Source organism: Spirosoma arcticum (genome assembly GCF_054779955.1).
This window is the reverse complement of record NZ_BAAGXG010000030.1, coordinates 1-18,556: the sequence shown is the minus strand read 5'-3', so window position 1 is coordinate 18,556 and position 18,556 is coordinate 1. Positions and strand designations below refer to the sequence as shown.

Genomic DNA, 18,556 nt, shown 5'->3' with positions numbered 1-18,556 from the left:
CCTTACCCATTAACCCCGCTCTCATGTCGCCCGAACAACCGGCTGTTGAAATTCCCAAAAGTGCCGACATGACCCGTGCCTGGCTCGTGGTGGCCCTGCTTTGCGTGGTCGGGTGTCTCAACTACCTCGACCGGATCATGATTACCACCATGCGGAGTTCCATCGTGGACGCCATTCCCATGACCGACGCGCAGTTTGGGCTGCTCACGGCCGCGTTTTTGTGGATTTACGGCCTGCTGAGTCCGTTTGCGGGCTTTCTGGCCGACCGTTTTTCGCGCAGCCGGGTCATCATCGGCAGCTTGTTTATCTGGTCGACCGTCACGTGGCTCACGGCCCACGCCACCACCTACAACGAACTTTTGGCCACGCGGGCGCTGATGGGGGTTAGCGAAGCGTGTTACCTGCCAGCGGCTCTTTCGCTGATTATGGATTATCACCGGGGCAGCACCCGTTCGATGGCGACCGGCATTCACATGTGCGGCATCATGATTGGTCAGAGCTTAGGGTTTGTGGGCGGCACCCTCGCCGAACACTACGCCTGGAGCAGCGCATTTCGGATTTTTGGTATTGTCGGTATTATCTACGCCGTTTTTCTACTGTTTGTACTGACCGATGCGCCCGTGTCGCCAAGCCGTGCTACAGCCGCTGAAAAATTCCCAAAAGTTAATTTCCTTACTGGGATACAGCACTTGTTCAATCAGCCTTCGTTTGTGCTGCTGTTACTATTCTGGGGAATGCTGGGTATGGTCGGCTGGCTCATTGTGGGCTGGTTGCCAACGTATTACAAAGAAGAATTCAGGCTCTCGCAGAGCGAAGCGGGTGTGTATGCAACGGGTTATCTGCACACGGCGAGCCTGATTGGGGTGCTGCTCGGCGGTTTCTTAGCCGACCGCTGGAGCCTCACCAACAAGCGGGCGCGGGTGTTGTTGCCTGCCATCGGCCTGTTATTGGCGGCCCCGGCGGTCTTCGTGGCCAGTACGACGCCGGTGCTGCTCATCGCGGTTGTTGGGTTCATCGTTTACGCGCTTACCCGCACCTTCAGCGACGCCAATCTGATGCCGATTCTGTGCACCGTCGCCGACGACCGCTACCGGGCCACCGGCTACGGCGTGCTGAACCTGTTTGCCTGTATTGTCGGCGGGGCGGGGATTTATGTGGGCGGTGTACTGCGGGATCAGCAAATCGAGGTGCGGATTCTGTTTCAGGTGGCGTCCGGTGCGATGATTTGCTGTGGACTACTGCTCTTTTTCGTCCGGCCAAACCCTACCGCTGACGACGTAGCAGATCAGTGAAATTTTACCGATTCAAAAGCTATTTCACAACGGATTTAAACTTTTTTATCCAATGCTGATATTTTTATACCAACTCCACGGCAAACGAAATTAGTGCGCTGGCACTGCTGTTTTGTCTGCATAGATTCAGGTGTGCCGATTTTTGAAAATACCATGAACGTTTCGCTGAAAAAACTCAGTATTGTATTGATTATCGGCGGCATACTTGGCTGCACAACCTCGCTGCAACAGGCCTCACGAGTGACCGGTAGCGACGCGCAATACAGTGGGGGCGATTTTGATGAACACATCCGAAAATCAGAGCCGTGTTCGCCCGAGGAAGAGCAGGCGGGATTCGTGTTGCAGCCGGGTTTCAAAATCGAACTGTTTGCCTCGGAACCGCTCATTGGTAAGCCGCTTAATATGAGTTTCGACGCCAAAGGGCGGTTATGGGTAACCCAATCGGCCGAATACCCGGCCCCCGCAAAAACGGGCGCGGGTGCCGACCGCATCACGATTCTGGAAGATACCGATCACGACGGCAAGGCTGACAAATTCACGCCGGTACTCGACTCGCTCAACATTCCCATTGGCCTGCTGCCCCTGACGGATGGGCTGCTCACCTACAGCATTCCCAATCTCTACCGTTTTCGGGATACCAACGGCGATGGACAGTTGGACAGCAGCCGACGGTTGCTGGGACCATTTGAGCACAAAGACACCCACGGCATGGTCAACCACCTGACGCGGGGATTCGACGGCTGGATTCAGGCGTGTCACGGTTTCACCAACTTCTCCAAAGTGATGGGTGCCGATGGCGACACCGTGAAGCTGGAGTCGGGCAGCACGTTCCGGTTTCGGACCGACGGCAGCCGGGCCGAACTGACCACCAAGGGCCGGGTGAACCCCTTTGGGCTTGTCTACGACAACTGGGGTTACCTGTATTCGCCCGACAGCCACACGTCGCCCCTGACGCAGTTGATCCGGGGGGCCGAGTACCCGCATTTTGGGCGCATTTCCGAGGGAATGGACTTTGCTCCGGCCATGAAATCCCACGAAATGGAAGCCACTGCGCTATCGGGCATCGCGCTGCCGTCGAGCAATTTATTCCCCGAGTCTTACCGAAACAGCCTGTACATCGGCGACGTGGTAAAATGCCGGATCTACCGCAACTCGTTCACTTTCAACGGGTCGTCGCCAACCGCTACCCACGAAGCCGATCTACTGCAAAGCCCCGACCCCTGGTTCCGGCCCGTCGACATGCTGGAAGGGCCGGACGGGGCGCTCTACGTAGCCGACTTCTACAACCGGGTTATTGGCCACTACGAAGTGCCGCTCGACAACCCCGGCCGCGACCGGCAGCGGGGCCGCATCTGGCGCATCACTTACCAGGGCAAAACCGACAGAATTGGCTATACGGACTGGACAAAGGCGACCACCGACGAGCTAATCCGGGCGCTGGCGGTGGGCAACCTGCCCGTACGGATGCTGGTGACCGATCAGTTGGTCAATCGGGTGGGACAGGCCGCCGTGGCCCCCCTGAAAAAGGCGCTGGAACAATCGCGGACCAAACCCAACCAGTATGTGCATTGTTTTTGGGCCTTGCATCAGCTCGACGCCCTGCCCGAAGCAACGCTGCTCAATGCCATGCAGCACAAAAACCCACTCATCCGCACCCACGCCCTCCGTGCCCTGCACGAGTCGCCGGTGCGGAACGAGACGCGTTATGCCGCGCTGAAAAGAGCACTCGGCGACGCCAATGCCCACGTGCAACGGGCCGCCGTGGAGAACTTCCCCGACTACCCGACCCTCGAAACCGTCCGTACGCTACTCGCCTATCAACCCGGCATTCCCACCCCGGACACGCACCTGACCTACACCCTCAGCCTGGCTCTGCGAACCCTACTGCGTAACAAACCGCTTGGCAATGAAGTATCGGTTACCACCTGGACACCGGCGGAGTGCGTCCTTCTGTCCACGCCCATGAGCGGGGTCAAGGAAGCCTACGCCGGGCAATTTTTGTACAGTTCAGCGAAAACGCTGACCCTGAGCAAGGAGGACGAACTAAAGTTTTTGGGTCATGCCGCCCAGTTCCTGCCCCCCACCGAACGCGATGCGCTGGTGGCGTTTGTCCGTCAGAAATACGACACGGACCAGAGCAGTCAGTTTATCCTGTTCCGGCTTATTCAGGAGTCGATGAAGAAACAGGGTGCCCCCATGAACGGGGCGATTAAGCAGTGGGCACTGGTACTGGCGAATCAGTTGGTGGCGCTTCAGCCGTCGGACTGGTCGTATACGCTGACCAAACCGGTATATCTGAAAGACCATCCCGTCCTGTTTGGAGCGCCCCCGCAGAACTCGAAGCTGGCCAAAACCACCAAATTCATTGGCTACGAGCAGGGCGGTTACAAGGGCGTGATTCGGTCGCCCCTGTTCACCGCCCCCAAGAGCCTGTCGTTTATCGCCACCAACCTGAACGGCGCAACATCCATTGGCGGAGGGCATTGGGTGCGCCTGATTTCAGCCACCGACACCACCCGCGTACTAATTTGCACCGAGTTTGTCAAAACCAACGAATACAAGGTTGAGCCGGTAACCTGGGACCTGTCAGCCCACGCAGGGGAGCCGGTCCGGCTCGAAATTGCCGACAACTCGTCGGGGGTCATTCGGGTGGGTATCTTTGGGGGATTACTAACGCCGTTACTGCCCGCCATAAGCCCCAAGGAGCACGCCGAGCAAAAACGGTTCGGGATGGAACTGGCCGGGGAGTTCGGAATCACTACCCTGGAGCCGATGCTCAAAGCGACGTTGCTCGACAAAGCGCAGCCCCTTTATTTCCGGTTAGCGAGTGCTAAAGCGCTGATGAAACTCGCACCCGACCGGTACGCGGCTATCCTCGGTGCGTACATCGAAGACGAGACCAACCCACCATGTTTCCGTACCGACCTGGCCACCACTCTTGGCGATTCGCCCAGCCGTGGCCAGGGACTGTCCCAAACGCAGGTCGTGCTGGAATCGACCCTGAAACGCACGAAGGGCGACGTGCAGTTGGAGTTGCTCAAATCGCTGGCGGCCTCGTCCTTTGGGAAAGAGTTAATCATGGCTCAGGTGCAGGCCGGAACCCTCTACACCCGGATTCTGGTGCAGCCCGGCATCGAGGAGCGGCTGCTGCTGAACATGAGCGACAAACAAAAAGAAAAATTCAAGCAGCTAACGGCTAACCTCTCGCCCATCGACGACGAGCGGGAACAGCTGATTGTCAGCCGACTGAACGCATTCACTGCCACGCCCGCGCTTGCCGAAAGCGGTCGGCAGGTATTTGCCGCCAACTGCGCGGCCTGCCATCAGATCGCCAGAATTGGAGGGTTGATTGGCCCGCAATTAGACGGAATCGGCAGTTGGGGCAGCAAATCGCTGGCAACCAAAATCCTGGACCCTAACCGCAACATCTCCGAAGCGTTCCGGCTCTACACGATCAAACTCAAATCGGGCAGTGTGAAAATGGGTTTGTTTCGGCGCGACGATGCCCAGTCGATCACGTACGCGGATGCCGCTGGGGCGGAATTTGTGGTGCCCCGCAACGACATTGCCGAACTGCAGGCGTCGCGGCATACGCTGATGCCCGACCAGTTCGGTAAGGTGTTACCCGAAAAGGAATTCAGTGATCTCCTGGCGTATTTGCTGAGCGTTAAGTAGCACGTCAAGGCAGGCCATCAATGGTTTTAGGCTACCGACGCATCCTCGGTCTGTGTCCTCACAGACCGCTCGCAAACGCATAAACAGCGGTCTGTGAGGACACAGACCGAGGATGCACTCAACCCTGTAACGAACTCCACAAGAATTATCAGAGAACCGAAGTCTTAAATGAACAACCTCGTTGTCACTATGAAATCGTCCCCGCTGACCTCGTTAGTTTGCCTGCTTGGGCTGGCCCTGCTGAGTGCGTCTACGAGCAGCAACCCGCCCGTACCTGCCCCCCGCGAAGTCCGCTTCTCGCGGCATTTTGTGGCGGCCGAAAGCTACGAGTCGGTTGGAGTAATTGACGTGAACAAAGACGGCAAACCTGATTTGGTGTCGGGCGATTTCTGGTACGAAAATACCGACGACCGGAAAAACTCATTTCGCCGACGCAAGCTGATTGGCGACCAGAAACGGTACAATCAGTACTACGACGATTTTTCGACCATTCCGTTAGACGTGGACGGCGACGGCGATTTAGACGTGGTCACGGGTGGCTACTGGGGCGGGTCGCTGCGGTGGTTAGAGAACACCGGTGACGATGGCAAACCCTGGCCCGTGCACGAGGTAGCGGCTGTGGGCAATACCGAAACAACCCGCGCGTGGGACGTGGACGGCGACGGCAAAATCGAGATCGTGCCTAACAACCCCGGCAAACCCCTGAAGTATTTTACGCTTGACAAACCCAACACCTTCCGGCAGGTAAACGTAGCGCCCACTCAGGGGCACGGGCTGGGTTTCGGCGACATCAATGGCGACGGAAAAGGCGACTTCATCGTCAGCAAAGGCTGGCTGGAAAACCCCGGCAACGAACCGGACCGGCAGACCGGGTGGGAACTCCGCGATGAGTTTGACCTCGGCGTGGCCAGTGTGCCGGTTATCGTGACGGACCTCAACGGCGACAACCGAAACGATCTCATCGTGGGGCAGGGCCACGGCTATGGGCTGCACTGGTACGAACAGCAGATGCAGGCGGGTCGGCGAAGTTGGGTGAAGCACGCTATCGACGAAAAGAACTCGCAGTACCATTGCTTAGAGTGGGCGGATATTGACGGCGACAAACGCCCCGACCTCATCACGGGCAAGCGGTTCCGCGCCCACAACGACACCGATCCCGGCTGCTACGACGAGGTGGGGCTGTACTATTTCACGTGGGACGGCCGGGCCTTCACCAAGCACACCATTGCCTACGGACCGGCGGGCGTGGGCAAAGGCACCGGTATTTACTTCGCGCTGGCCGATTTGCGCAAAACGGGCCGAACCGATCTGATCGTGGCGGGTAAAGATGGGCTGACCGTGTTTTTTAACGAAGGAAACTAAGCCGGAACTTGCTAACCGGGTCAACCCGCGAATCGTGGTGGCGTGCTCACCAGTACTGTAGTAAAAAATAGTATTAGTAATCAGAATAAAAGTAACAGCATTGACCGATTCGATCCTATACTTTTGATTGCATTGCCTTTGTACTACTGGTGTCCTTAGTGCGTATTTTTCGGAGCGTATGCCATTCCCGCATGGGTTCGTATGCTTCCAGTGTATTCTCCAATCGTTCCGTCTAAACCCGTTTACTCCATGACTACTAAACGTCTACGTACACAGTGTGCGCAGCAGGCAGTTCGGTGGCTTTTGACCGTCCTGTTCGTCAGCAAACTATTGCCCGTGCTAACCGCAAATGGGGATGCAGCGGCTGGCCCGACCCATCCCCCCACGCCCCAAACGCTCCTGACGGGTGCACTCAACCCGCGTTTGTCTGCCCCGGAAATTAGTCCGATGATCACCAGGAGTCAGTACCTCCGGGCCGATTCGCCGGTGCGGGGTACGGTTCGCTCGGCTAATGGCGAGTTGCTGCCGGGCGTGAGCATCGTCGTGAAAGGAGCGCTCAACGGGGCCAGTACGGACGCGTCGGGCCAGTTCACGCTGAACACGCCCGAGGACGCCACGCTGGTATTTTCTTATATTGGCTACCTCACCCAGGAAATTCCCCGTAACGGGCGAACAACTATCGACGTTACCCTGAATGGCGATGCCAAATCACTGGATGAGGTGCTGGTTGTGGGCTACGGAACCCAGTCTCGCGAGACGGTAACGACCTCCGTCACCAAACTCGACAGCCGGGTGCTGGAGAACATTCCGTACGCCAATGCGGCCTCGGCCATGCAGGGCACCCTGTCGGGCGTTCGGGTGCAGAGCATCTCGGGCCAGCCGGGGGCGGCTCCCCGCGTCATCGTGCGGGGTGGTACGTCGATCAACGGGCCGGACGGGGCGTCTCCCCTCTACATCGTCGACGGCATCATCCGAACGAACATGAACGACATCAACCCCGATGACATCGAAAGTCTGCAGGTGCTGAAGGATGCCGCAGCCACGGCCATCTACGGCGCTCGTGGCTCGAACGGGGTGGTGATTCTGACGACTAAGTCGGGCAAGGAAGGCAAAACCCGGATTACGTACGGCTACGACCTGACCGTGTCCGACGTGGGAAAACGCTACGACATGGCTTCCGCCCGCGACTACATTCAACTGGGGCGGCTCGGTATTCAGGCCACGGCCCAAAAAATTCCGGCGGCCATCAACCGGCTCATCCTGCCCAACGGCATGGGTACGGGCAATGACCTGACCAACAACACGGGTTTCACCCCCCAGTACCTGTCGCCCGCCAATCAGCAGAAATTGAACGAAGGCTGGCAAAGCATGCCCGACCCCATTGACCCAACCAAAACGATTATTTTCAAAGAAACAGACTACCAAGATTATTTATTCCAGACGGGCTACTCGCACAATCACAACGTCGGACTGTCGGGCGGCACCGACAAAGCCACCTTCAACGCGAACCTGGGCTACTTGAGCAATCAGGGAATCGCTATCACGACGGGCTACAAACGGCTCACGTTCAACCTGAACGGAACCCTGAAGGTGCGCGACAACGTGAGCGTTTTCGGGCGGGTTCTGTTCACGAACTCAACGTCGACTGATGTATATAACATCGGTCAGATTTTCTTTACGTCGATTGCCGCGCCGAAAACCTCCAAGTACACGTTTGAAGACGGCACCCTGGCCCCCGGCCAAAGCCGGGGACTGGGCAATCCGTCGTACCACCTGCCGAACCGGGACGATCAGAGCGGTTCGGAGAACATTTCGCTGGCCACGGGCGGACACTGGGACATTTTACCCGGCCTATCCTTCGACCCCCAGGTGTCGCTCTACCGGCTGACCAACGAAGCCCGCACGTTCCAACCTTCGTTTCAGGGGGGCGCGGGACCCACCAACCTCAATACCACCCGGAGCGCGACGGTATTCAATTCCAAATGGTTCCAGACGCAGGCCGACGCGGTGCTCACGTACGTAAAATCATTTGGGTCGGCGCATAACCTGGAAGCGAAAGCGGGTTACTCGTACTTTGGCCGGAAAATAACGGCGTTAAATGCCAGCGGACAGGGGGCGGCTACTGACCTGATCCCCACGCTGAATGCGGCAGCGGTGTTTCCGGTAGTGAGCAGCACGATTAGCGATCAGGTCATTCTGGGCTATTTCGGGCGCATCAATTACGACTACCGCCAGCGCTACCTGCTAACCGTAAACGCCCGCTACGATGGGGCATCCAACCTGGGAGCCACCAACCGCTGGGGCTTTTTCCCTGGCGTGGCCGTGGGCTGGAACATCCATCAGGAAGATTTTTGGCAGAACGTTCCGTCCGCTATTTCGCGCCTGAAACTGCGGGGCAGCTACGGGGTGAACGGCAACATCAGCGGGCTGACCGATTTCCAGTCGCGGGGCGAGTATGGCCTGTCGACCACCACGGGGCAGCAGCGCTACGGCGGGGTTCCCGGCATTCAGCAGATTGTGCTGCCCAACGCCGATTTGAAATGGGAGCGTTCCAAAACCTTCGACGTAGGAGCCGATCTGAGTTTGTTCAACAACCGGGTCACCTTCCTCTTCGATTATTACCGCCGGGTGACCGACGACCTGCTCACAAACCTTACGCTGCCCCAGTCGACGGGTTTTACCAGCATCTTCACCAACTTAGCCAGTTTGGAAAACAGGGGGCTTGAACTGGAGATGAACGCCCAGATTCTGTCGCGCCCATCGGGTTTCCAGTGGAACCTGGCGTTTAACGCGTCGAAGGTCCGCAACAAAATTCTGCGCCTGCCCGACAACGGGATCGAGTTCAACCGGGTTGGGGGCATTGAAGTGTGGGATGCCGCGTCGAAGACTTACGTGTGGGTTCCCGCCAACGCGGGCCTGATGGAAGGCAGCCGCTTGGGCGACTGGTACGCCTACAAAGCCCTCGGCGTTTACGCCACCGACGAAGCCGCCAAAGCCGCCCCCACCGACAACGTGATCGGGGCCAACAAAACCAAGTTCGGGGGCGACGTGATCTGGCAGGATACCGACGGCAACGGCCTGATCGACCAGCGCGACAAGGTATACGTGGGCAATGCGTTCCCAACCTGGACGGGCGGTTTCACCAACACTTTTTCGTACAAGAACCTCCAGTTTCTGGTCCGGGCCGACTACACCACCGGCCACAGCACCTACAATTACGCCCGCGCCTACCAGGACGGCAACTGGCAGGGCGACGTGAACATGACGCGGGAGTTTGCCGAAAAATCGTGGAAAAAGCAGGGTGACGTAACCGACGTACCCCGCTACTACTGGCAGGACCAGACCCAGCAAAACATCTGGCGGGGTAATGGCAACACCGGTATCAACTCCAACTACGTGGAGAAACTCGATTTCCTCTGCCTGCGCGAAGTGACGCTGAGCTACACGGTTCCCACCAAAATTCTCCAGCGGGCCAAACTGAGCAACCTCCGGCTCAACGTGACGGGCAACAACCTACACTATTTCACGGGCTACAAGGGGCTGAACCCCGAAGATGGTGGCTACACCACCAACCCCAACACCTGGGGCGACCGGGGCCGGTTCCCCAACCCCCGCAACATCATTTTTGGCGCCACTGTTTCATTCTAACCCCGTCGACACCATGCGCACCTTACGCCATAAAATAGCCACCGGGCTGGCCGTTATTCTGCTCGGAACCGGCTCCGCCTGCCAGGACGCTCTGGACGTTGAACCCACCAGCCTCATCACCACCGACTCGTTCTGGGCTAAGGAAGACGACGCCAGGGGCGCCCTCTACGGCATGTACATCCGCCTGCGGAGCGAAGCCGTATCGAACCTGTTTGTGCTGGGCGAAGCGCGGAGCGAAACGCTCACCTCGGCGCTGGTCGGAACGCTGAGCTTCGATCGGTACTATCAGAATTCGCTCGACGCCAACTTCGGGCTGCTTATCAACTGGCAAACCATGTATTCAGTCGTGAACGCGGCCAACCTGCTCATCAAATACACGCCCACGACCCCGTTCCGAACGGAGACCAGCCGCAACGACATCCTGGCGCAGGCCTACACGACCCGCGCCTTCATGTACTACGCGATGGTCCGCACCTGGGGCGACCTGCCGTTGCGCACAGAACCCATTGAAGGCTACGACGCACAGACGATTCAGATTGGGCGTTCGTCGGTGCAAGAGGTGTTCGCACTGATAAAAGCTGATTTAGACAAAGCCGTGGGTTTGTATTCCACCAATACGTTTCCCACCGGGCGCAATATCTGGTCGAAACCAGCCGCCAATGCCCTGAAAGCCGATGTATATCTGTGGACGGGCAAACAGTTGAGCGGTGGTCAGGCGGATTTCACGACGGCGCTGGAAGCCTGCAACGCGGTTCAAACGGCCGACGTAAGCCTGCTGCCCAATTTCGCCAGCCTGTTCGAGTATGGTAACAAAGGCAACAAAGAAGTGCTGATGGGCGTCCGGTTTCAGGCCTTAGAGTCGGTCGACAATTATTTCAACAACGGGTACGTGGCAAACGGGGCCATCCCCACCACCCTCGAACCGAGCAGCGTGACCATGCTGGGTACGCCCGGCGGCAACAGCGTCTGGAGTCCGTCGGCGGTGGTCAAAAGTCAGTTTGCGACCGATGATCTACGGCGCAACGCCACCTTCCGCGAACTCTACACAATGGACGCGACCGGCACCCGGAGGCTGTACACCACCATCATCGTGAAAGGCGTAGGCACCGTGGAGAATAACGTGCGGTACTTCGCCAGCGATATTGTTCTATACCGTTACGCTGACGTGCTGCTGCTGAAAGCCGAAGCCAAAAATGCCCTCGGTCAGGACCCGGGGCCCGAAATAAACCTGGTACGGGCGCGGGCTTACGGAGCCAATTCGGCCTCGCGTCTGTTCGTGAGCGGCACCAAAGAACAGAACGACGACGCTATTTTGCAGGAACGACTGCTCGAATTAGTGTACGAAGGCAAACGCTGGTGGGACCTGCGCCGGTTCGGGAAAGCGTTCGATCTCGTGCCTTCCCTCGTGAGCAAAAAAGGCCAGGACAACGCCCTGCTCTTCCCCATCTCGACCGTTACGCTGAGTTTAGAACCGCAGGTAAAACAAAATCAGGGCTACTGATGCAACCGCATGCTTCGACTGCTCTGTTAACGAAATCCACGCTGAAGGGGACCTGGGGCACGGTGCTGCTCCCAATTCAGGCCGACGAACGCATCGACTATGCCGCGCTGGACGAGGAACTTGACATCCTGGTACGTTCCGGAATTGACGGCATTTACACGAACGGTTCGGCGGGGGAGTTTTATAATCAGACGGAAGCCGAATACGACCAAATCAGTGAATTGGTCGCGGACAAATGCCGGGCGTTTCAAGTGCCGTTTCAATTGGGGGCGTGTCAGTCGAGTCCGGTGCTGTCGCTGGAGCGCATCGGGCGAACAAAATCGCTCCAGCCCGGCGCGTTCCAGGTAATTCTGCCGGACTGGTTGGTGCTGAACCCGGACGAGCAGGTCGATTTTCTGCGACGAATGGCCAGGGCAGCCGAACCGGTTCCACTGGTGCTGTACCATCCACCCCACGCCAAAGCGAGGCTGCAACCCGCTGATTTCCGACGCCTGTCCGATGCCGTTCCCGAGTTGATTGGCGTGAAAGTGGCGGCCGGCGACGGGGCCTGGTACGCGGCCATGCGGGAACACGCGACGGCGCTGGCGGTTTTCGTGCCTGGCCACCGGCTGGCAACGGGCCTGGCCGAACGCGTTGGCGTGGGGTCGTATTCCAATGTGGCCTGCCTAAGCCCGGCGGGTGCCCGGCAGTGGTACGACCTTATGCAACATGACCCGGAGGAAGCGCTCCGGGTTGAGGGTTGGTTGGGACAATTCTTTCGGGAATGCATCCTGCCGTTTCACTACGCGGGGTATTGCGATTCGGCACTCGACAAACTCTTGGCCGCCGTGGGTGGGTGGTGCGCAGTAGGAACCCGCCTGCGCTGGCCTTATCGGGGCGTCGACTCCGGTGAAGTCAACGCCATTCGGCGGACGGCCCGGAAACTGCTGCCGGAATTTCTTGTTAACAACCAGTAAACAAGCGGCCGGGTCAGGCCCGGCGAAGACGCTGACGGCTCGTCGGCCCATTGCTTATGAACACAAACGATGGGGGAACCACCCGCCGAAATTTCCTGAAAACCACAGTAGTCGGGGCCGTCGCTGCGCCGGGTGTATCGCCGGGGTTTGGCAATCCAGTTCCCGAGTTGATAGCTCCTTCGGGGGCCGCAGCAAGAGAAAAGCCCAACCCGGTGAAGGCGAAGCACCGCAACCTGTTCAACGGCGATAGCTGCGTCTACTTTTATAACCCGGAACTGTGGCAGCCGGAGGATTACACGTTTAAAATTCACCCCAATCCGCGTACCGGCAAACTGAATGCCAAGCCCACGGCAGAGGGTGGGCCGTTTTCCACCAAAGCCATTCATCGGTACGTGGACGTGCTGGCCGACAATGGTATCGACACGTTTATCATCAACGCCAACGCGTCACGGGCGTGGTATCCCAGCAAAACCATTCCTGGCATTCTGGACGGGTACAAACGGGGCGACCGTAACTTTTTCCGGGGTCACGCCATCTGTCAGGGCATCACCGAACCCGAAGCCGTCGAAGAATTCCTCGATTCGTTCTCGCTCTTCATGAACCGCTACCAGGACCTGCTCGACGCGGGCGTAGACTGGCTGGCCGAAACGACCAAAGCCTGCCGACGGCGGGGCATTTCGCCCTGGGTGAGCATCCGCATGAACGACCTGCACGGCAGCAACAACTTTGACGGTAGTTTTTTCAACGTGCCGCTGCTCAAGCAACCCGACATGCGGTTGCAGCGCAGCTCCTACGGGGCGCAGAATGCCCTCTACCGCCAGGGCCTTAACTACGAAAAACCGGAAGTGCGCAAACTCATGTTCGAGCAAATTCGGGAAGTGGTCGAAGACTATGATTTCGAGGGGTTGGAACTGGACTGGTGGCGGCAACCGCTTTGCTGCGAACCCAACGCCACGCCGGAAACGCTGGCCCTGATGAACGATTGGATTCGGGAAATTCGCACCCTCACGCAACGCCGGGCCAAAAAAACCGGGCGGCCTTACCCGCTCAGTCTGCGCATTCCCGGCCGGTTGGGTATTCTCAAAAGCATTGGCCTCGACGTGGTAACCCTCTGCCGAGAAGGTACCATCGACCTGGTTTGCCCGTCCGGCTTCTGGTGCACCACCTGGGACATGCCCCACGACGCCCTGCGCCAGCAACTCGGCGACCGGGTGGCCATTCACGGCGTTATTGAGGACGGTGCCAACGGCCTGGCCACAATAGACCGGCAACGGGACTTGAGTCAGCGGATGCGGTACATTTCGGCCAGCCCCGAAATTTTGCGGGCCAACGCGGCCGGTAAATTAGCGCTGGGTGCCGACGGCATTGAGTGGTTCAATTTCTACTGCACCGACCAGCCTAACATTCCCGGTATGCGGGCCGATTATTCGGCGATGCGTAACATTGCCCAGCTCGACACCCTACGGGGGCAACCCAAGCACTATTCTTTTGCCGTGGGCGGAACGTCCTTCAACCTGACTCCGTTTGAGCTACCCGCGCAATTGCCGGTGGTGCTGGAACCGAACGGGCAGCGGCCCTTCAGAACGGCCATGTGTGCCGAACCGGGCAACCGCGACCTGGAGTTGACAGTCCAGATCGTGCTGAAAGCCGAAGACGAGCTAAAGTACCTGCCGGTTTCGTTCAATGGGTGCTGGCCCCAACTTGACAACGAACGCACGGAGGCCCTTCTGTTTCCCTGCGGCCCGCTGACCCACTTCACCAAGGACCACGTTGGCTACAACTACCGCTTCCCCGTTTCGCTGGTGCGCGACGGCTGGAACGACATCGTGGTCGAGAACGGCGGAAAACAGCCGCTTACCCTCGCCTGCATCGAACTCGCCGTTCGGCCCAAACAAGCGTAGGCCCGCGCTCATCCATGAAAATTACCAACGTTGAAACCATTTTGTTAACGGGTCCCTGCACGGACGACCCGTACCTGTCTGAGGCCCGAACCTTACGGAGCGCGGCCTTCATCCGAATCACGACCGACTCGGGTATCGACGGGCTGGGCGAAACCTACGCTGGGTATTTTTTTCCGGAAGGCGTACCGCCCATCGTCGAGTTTTTCAAGCCTATTCTGCTCGGTAACTCGGTCGATGACATTCCCCAATTGTGGCAACGGATGTACCACTGCGGCAATTTCTGGTGCCGGGTGGGGTTGGGAGCCATCGTGCTGGCGGGCATCGAAGCGGCTCTGTGGGATTTGAAAGGGAAAGCGCTCAACGTGCCGGTGTACAAACTGCTGAGCGATGCCTGGCAGGATCGGTTTGCCCAACCCACCGCCCGCCACGACCGAATTCCGTGCTACGCCACGGGCGGTCCCAGCAATTACCCGCTGGAAAAACTGGCTGGAAAAATCGACTACTACCAATCGCTGGGGTTCCGGGGGGTGAAAATTGGCGCCGGGGCCTACTGGAAAGACATCGGTTTTGCGATCTCGAACGAACCCGCAGCCGCGGCTGATTTGGAAGCGGGAAAAGCAGCATTTATCCGGCAGCATTTTGGCCCTGACTTGTGGCTGCTGTTCGACGCGCACATGGGAAACAGCCCCGTGGGTAACTGGGGACCCGAAACGGCCACCGCCGTGGCGCGGGCGCTGGAACCGTACGGGCTGTTTTTGCTCGAAGAACCCCTCCCCTATACCCGCCCCGACTGGTACGCCGAACTGCGCCGGAACACCACCACGCCCATTGCCGGGGGCGAGTGCCTGACCGCCGTTTGCGAGTGGCAAAGTTTCATCGACCAGGATAGTTTTCAGATCGGGCAGCCCGACGCATCGTTTACAGCGGGGTTAAACTCGTTTATGGAGGTGGCTTCGCTGCTGGCCGGGCGCGGGCACAGCATCGCTCCCCACGCCTGGGGAGCGGGAGGTTCGCAGATGCAGAATGTGCACGGGGGTTTTGCCTGCCCCAATACGGTGATTTTGGAAGTAGCCCCAGCCTACGGGCCGCTGCACAGCGAAGTAATCGGCGACAGCCTACAACTGCGCGACGGTTACGCCCTGCCCCCCGAAAAGCCCGGTCTGGGGATCGAGCTACGGCCCGAAACCATCCGGCGTTTTCCGTTCGTGCCCGGCAGTGGCGAATTCAACAGCGTACCCGGCAAAATTCTGACCACCTGAAATTCTATCCTCTTGTGAATATCCTCATCGACATGCCCGCCTATCCGCCCGCCCTGAATGCCTTACAAGCACTGCCGGGGATGGTGGTGCGAACGGTGGAAAACCCGGAAGAGAAATCGCGCCGGTTGCCCACCAAGCTGGTCCGCGACTGCGACCTGCTTTTTTGCACGTTTCCGCCGGAGAACCTGGAAGAAATGACCCAGCTCAAACTCATTCAGATTAGTTCGGCTGGCTATAGTCAGTTGGTGAACAAAGGATTGACCGAGCGCGGCATCCGGGCCTGCAACTCACTGGGTGTGTTCGACGTGCCAATTGGCGAGTGGAACGTGGCAATGATGATCAATCTGGCCCGCGACGTGCGCGGATTGGTCAGGAATCAGGAAGCTGGTGTTTGGGATCGGTCGGTTCGGTTTCAAAAAGAGATTCGGGGATCGGTCGTGGGCATTTGGGGGTACGGGGGCATCGGGCGCGAAACCGCCCGTTTGGCCAAAGCGCTGGGCATGACTGTTCACGTGCTGGCCCGGCACGACATCGGTCCGCGAGCTAATACTTACTGCGTTCCCGGCACTGGCGACCCAGACGGCGTACTGCCCGACCGCGTATTTCGGGAAGCCGACAAGGAAGAATTTCTCCGGGGGCTGGATTTCCTGATTCTGGCTATTCCCCAGACCAGCAGCACGACGGGCATCGTTGGCGAGGCTGAGCTGCGGTTGCTACCGCCGGGCGCGTTTTTGCTCAATCCGGCGCGTGGCCCGTTGGTTCAGGAACACGCCCTGTTGCGTGCCCTGCGCGAAGGGTGGATTACCGGGGCCGCGCTCGACACGCATTATCACTATCCCATGCCGCCCGATCATCCGCTCTGGAGCCTGCCCAACGTGCTGATGACGCCCCACATCTCCGGCTCCAGTGGCAGTCCGCGCTTTCTGGAACGGGTGTACGCCATTTTTGGAGAGAACGCACAACGGATTAGCCGGGAAGAGCCGTTACTAAACGAATTGACGCCCGCTCAACTACGGGGCGAATAAACCCGTATCATCCATCTTTGCTGAGCAGAATCTATCGCTATGCAACCAGAACCTAATCTACTACGCTTTCTGGACGCTCAGGCCAGGGACTACCCCCGCGCCTTAGCCGAAATTAGAAACGGCCGCAAGCAAACCCATTGGATATGGTATATTTTCCCCCAGTTGGCGGGCTTAGGCTACAGTGAAATGGCTCAATTCTACGCCATCAAAAACCTTCAGGAGGCCGCCCAGTACGTAGCCCATCCCGTCTTGGGCACCCGACTCATTGAGATCGCCAACGCGCTGCTCGGTGTTGCGGGGAAAACAGCCACTCAGATTTTAGGGAGTCCGGACGACATCAAAGTAAAGTCCAGTATGACGCTGTTTAGCGTGGTGAAACCGACCGATCCCGTCTTTGAAGCGGTTTTGGCCAGGTATTATGAAGGAGTTCCGGATAACAAAACACTTGCTTTATTGAGCGAAAATCCGTGAGAACGGGGGCTCATAAGCAGGTACGCAGGTTTCTGCTATCAGGTCAGCTTAGTCTACGGCAGAAGTTCGGTAATAAGCCAGGTACTTCATGGCATGCACATCGTCTGTCTTTGTACTACCGCATCCGGTTCGGTTATCAGTCAGGACCGTAGAGCTACCACTCGCTTGATACCGGCTCGGTGTCCTGGATGCGCCCTTCGGTATTGGTGACACGTCAATACCGCACATCAACTGACCCTGGACGCTATGAATCTGAATAGCCGCAGACGTTGACCATATAGGCCCTCACCACACCCGATGAGCCACTACATTAATAACCACATTAATCAGCAGCGCCACGCCAAATGAGCTGCCAACCGAAAACGTGGGCAACAAAAAAGCCTGTAGAAATAGAAAGGTGGTGAACCCCACTAACCCCATCACTAAGCCCCGCAGCGTGGTTATGGTCGCATCACTACCTTGCAAAGTATGGGAGAAAATAGCTAACACCGTCGTTAAAATCGGGAATGGAGTTAAAACCCCGCTCCAGGTTGGTCCCAGGGCTGTCGCTAAGGCCGTCACTAATAAAACGAACAGGGTGGCCAACAACATACGAATTAGAATGTCGAACGGTAAGCGCCGAACGTTTGGTGACTGACTGCCGGGCTGGGGAAAGAACCGCAGCGCCAGCACGACACACCCAATTACGAGGCCATACCTGACGGGTAAGCTTAGTGGAAGATAGGTGAAGAACAAGGCCGTGGTGATGTAGGCCCCGTAGGACAAAAGCAGCGCAGGTAACCAGAACAACGTTCGGCAGAGGGCTGCATACGCGTAGCAAAAGCTGATCAGGGCCAGGATGCCCGTCATCACGCCGGGGATGGATTGAATGCCAAACGCCTTTCCCTGTTCGAGGATAAAAAACAACAGAATAGGGCCCGCCACCCAGGGCATACTCCCAACTAACCCCCCGATTTTAGGTCCCCACCTACGAATGACTAAGGTTACCATCGCCATGACGGAAGGCATGAGAATTACTTTGAGGATCAGGCTATTCATAACGAAGCGGACAGAATGAAGCGAGCTAAAGTTAAGCAGTATTCTTTAGGGTTCAGGGCAACTACGCGGTAATCAGACCAAGTAGGGGCTTCATCCGGATAGGTGAGAAGTGCAGGACGCACCTGTCTTCAAATTCCTACGAGTGCACGCAAGCCGCTCCAATCGAAGCGGCTTTTTTGTGTTCTTGTGTTATGTTTGGTGGTTCTCGAATTGAAAGTGATGATAACACTACTTGAGAAGTCAACAACTGCTCAGGTAACCCTTCTCGAATTGTTTAGTTGACGTTATATAGTTTCAATTTGAAAAATCGTCTTAATTAACACAAACCAACTAAGTAATTAGGCAAATTTAGAATAGATCAACTATTTTAGCGGCATGAGCCGCAAAGAAAAGCATATTGATCTTGTTGAAGCCGAGCTGATTACCTT

11 protein-coding genes are annotated in these 18,556 nt (G+C 57.6%); 10 read left to right on the top strand and 1 reads right to left on the bottom strand.

All coding sequences use genetic code 11. The annotated features are described in order from the left end of the window. Positions 1 to 23: 23 nt before the first annotated feature. The 10 genes from ACYVHB_RS31385 (at position 24) to ACYVHB_RS31340 (ending at position 17,090) form a co-directional block, all read left to right on the top strand. Positions 24 to 1,292, top strand: a complete 1,269-nt coding sequence (locus ACYVHB_RS31385; RefSeq protein ID WP_461055997.1) for an MFS transporter — start codon at positions 24 to 26, stop codon at positions 1,290 to 1,292. A 153-nt stretch (positions 1,293 to 1,445) separates the two neighbouring features. After that, positions 1,446 to 4,967 (top strand): PVC-type heme-binding CxxCH protein, encoded by a 3,522-nt coding sequence (locus tag ACYVHB_RS31380; protein WP_461055996.1) that lies wholly within the window; start codon positions 1,446 to 1,448, stop codon positions 4,965 to 4,967. A 168-nt stretch (positions 4,968 to 5,135) separates the two neighbouring features. Beyond that, positions 5,136 to 6,329, top strand: coding sequence for an FG-GAP repeat domain-containing protein (locus tag ACYVHB_RS31375; protein ID WP_461055995.1), 1,194 nt, complete (start codon positions 5,136 to 5,138; stop codon positions 6,327 to 6,329). 249 nt (positions 6,330 to 6,578) lie between these two features. Beyond that, positions 6,579 to 9,977 (top strand): SusC/RagA family TonB-linked outer membrane protein, encoded by a 3,399-nt coding sequence (locus ACYVHB_RS31370; RefSeq protein WP_461055994.1) that lies wholly within the window; start codon positions 6,579 to 6,581, stop codon positions 9,975 to 9,977. 13 nt (positions 9,978 to 9,990) lie between these two features. After that, entirely contained in the window at positions 9,991 to 11,478 is a 1,488-nt protein-coding gene (locus tag ACYVHB_RS31365) for a RagB/SusD family nutrient uptake outer membrane protein (RefSeq protein ID WP_461055993.1), read from the top strand. Then, on the top strand, positions 11,478 to 12,434 hold the full coding sequence (locus ACYVHB_RS31360) for a dihydrodipicolinate synthase family protein (protein ID WP_461055992.1): 957 nt from the start codon (positions 11,478 to 11,480) through the stop codon (positions 12,432 to 12,434). Before ACYVHB_RS31365 ends, ACYVHB_RS31360 begins: the two co-directional genes overlap by 1 nt. A 56-nt stretch (positions 12,435 to 12,490) precedes the next feature. Continuing rightward, on the top strand, positions 12,491 to 14,335 hold the full coding sequence (locus tag ACYVHB_RS31355) for a hypothetical protein (RefSeq protein ID WP_461055991.1): 1,845 nt from the start codon (positions 12,491 to 12,493) through the stop codon (positions 14,333 to 14,335). Positions 14,336 to 14,349: 14 nt separating this feature from the next. Continuing rightward, on the top strand, positions 14,350 to 15,594 hold the full coding sequence (locus ACYVHB_RS31350; RefSeq protein ID WP_461055990.1) for a mandelate racemase/muconate lactonizing enzyme family protein: 1,245 nt from the start codon (positions 14,350 to 14,352) through the stop codon (positions 15,592 to 15,594). Positions 15,595 to 15,608: 14 nt separating this feature from the next. Further along, on the top strand, positions 15,609 to 16,619 hold the full coding sequence (locus ACYVHB_RS31345) for a D-2-hydroxyacid dehydrogenase (RefSeq protein ID WP_461055989.1): 1,011 nt from the start codon (positions 15,609 to 15,611) through the stop codon (positions 16,617 to 16,619). A gap of 39 nt (positions 16,620 to 16,658) precedes the next feature. Then, a complete protein-coding gene (locus ACYVHB_RS31340) occupies positions 16,659 to 17,090 on the top strand; it encodes a DUF1810 domain-containing protein (RefSeq protein ID WP_461055988.1) in 432 nt (143 codons plus the stop codon). A gap of 285 nt (positions 17,091 to 17,375) precedes the next feature. On the opposite strand, the gene ACYVHB_RS31335 is transcribed toward ACYVHB_RS31340, so the two are convergent. After that, positions 17,376 to 18,128: a hypothetical protein gene (locus tag ACYVHB_RS31335; protein WP_461055987.1), complete on the bottom strand. Its 753-nt coding sequence runs from the start codon at positions 18,126 to 18,128 to the stop codon at positions 17,376 to 17,378. Between the last annotated feature and the right edge of the window lie 428 nt (positions 18,129 to 18,556).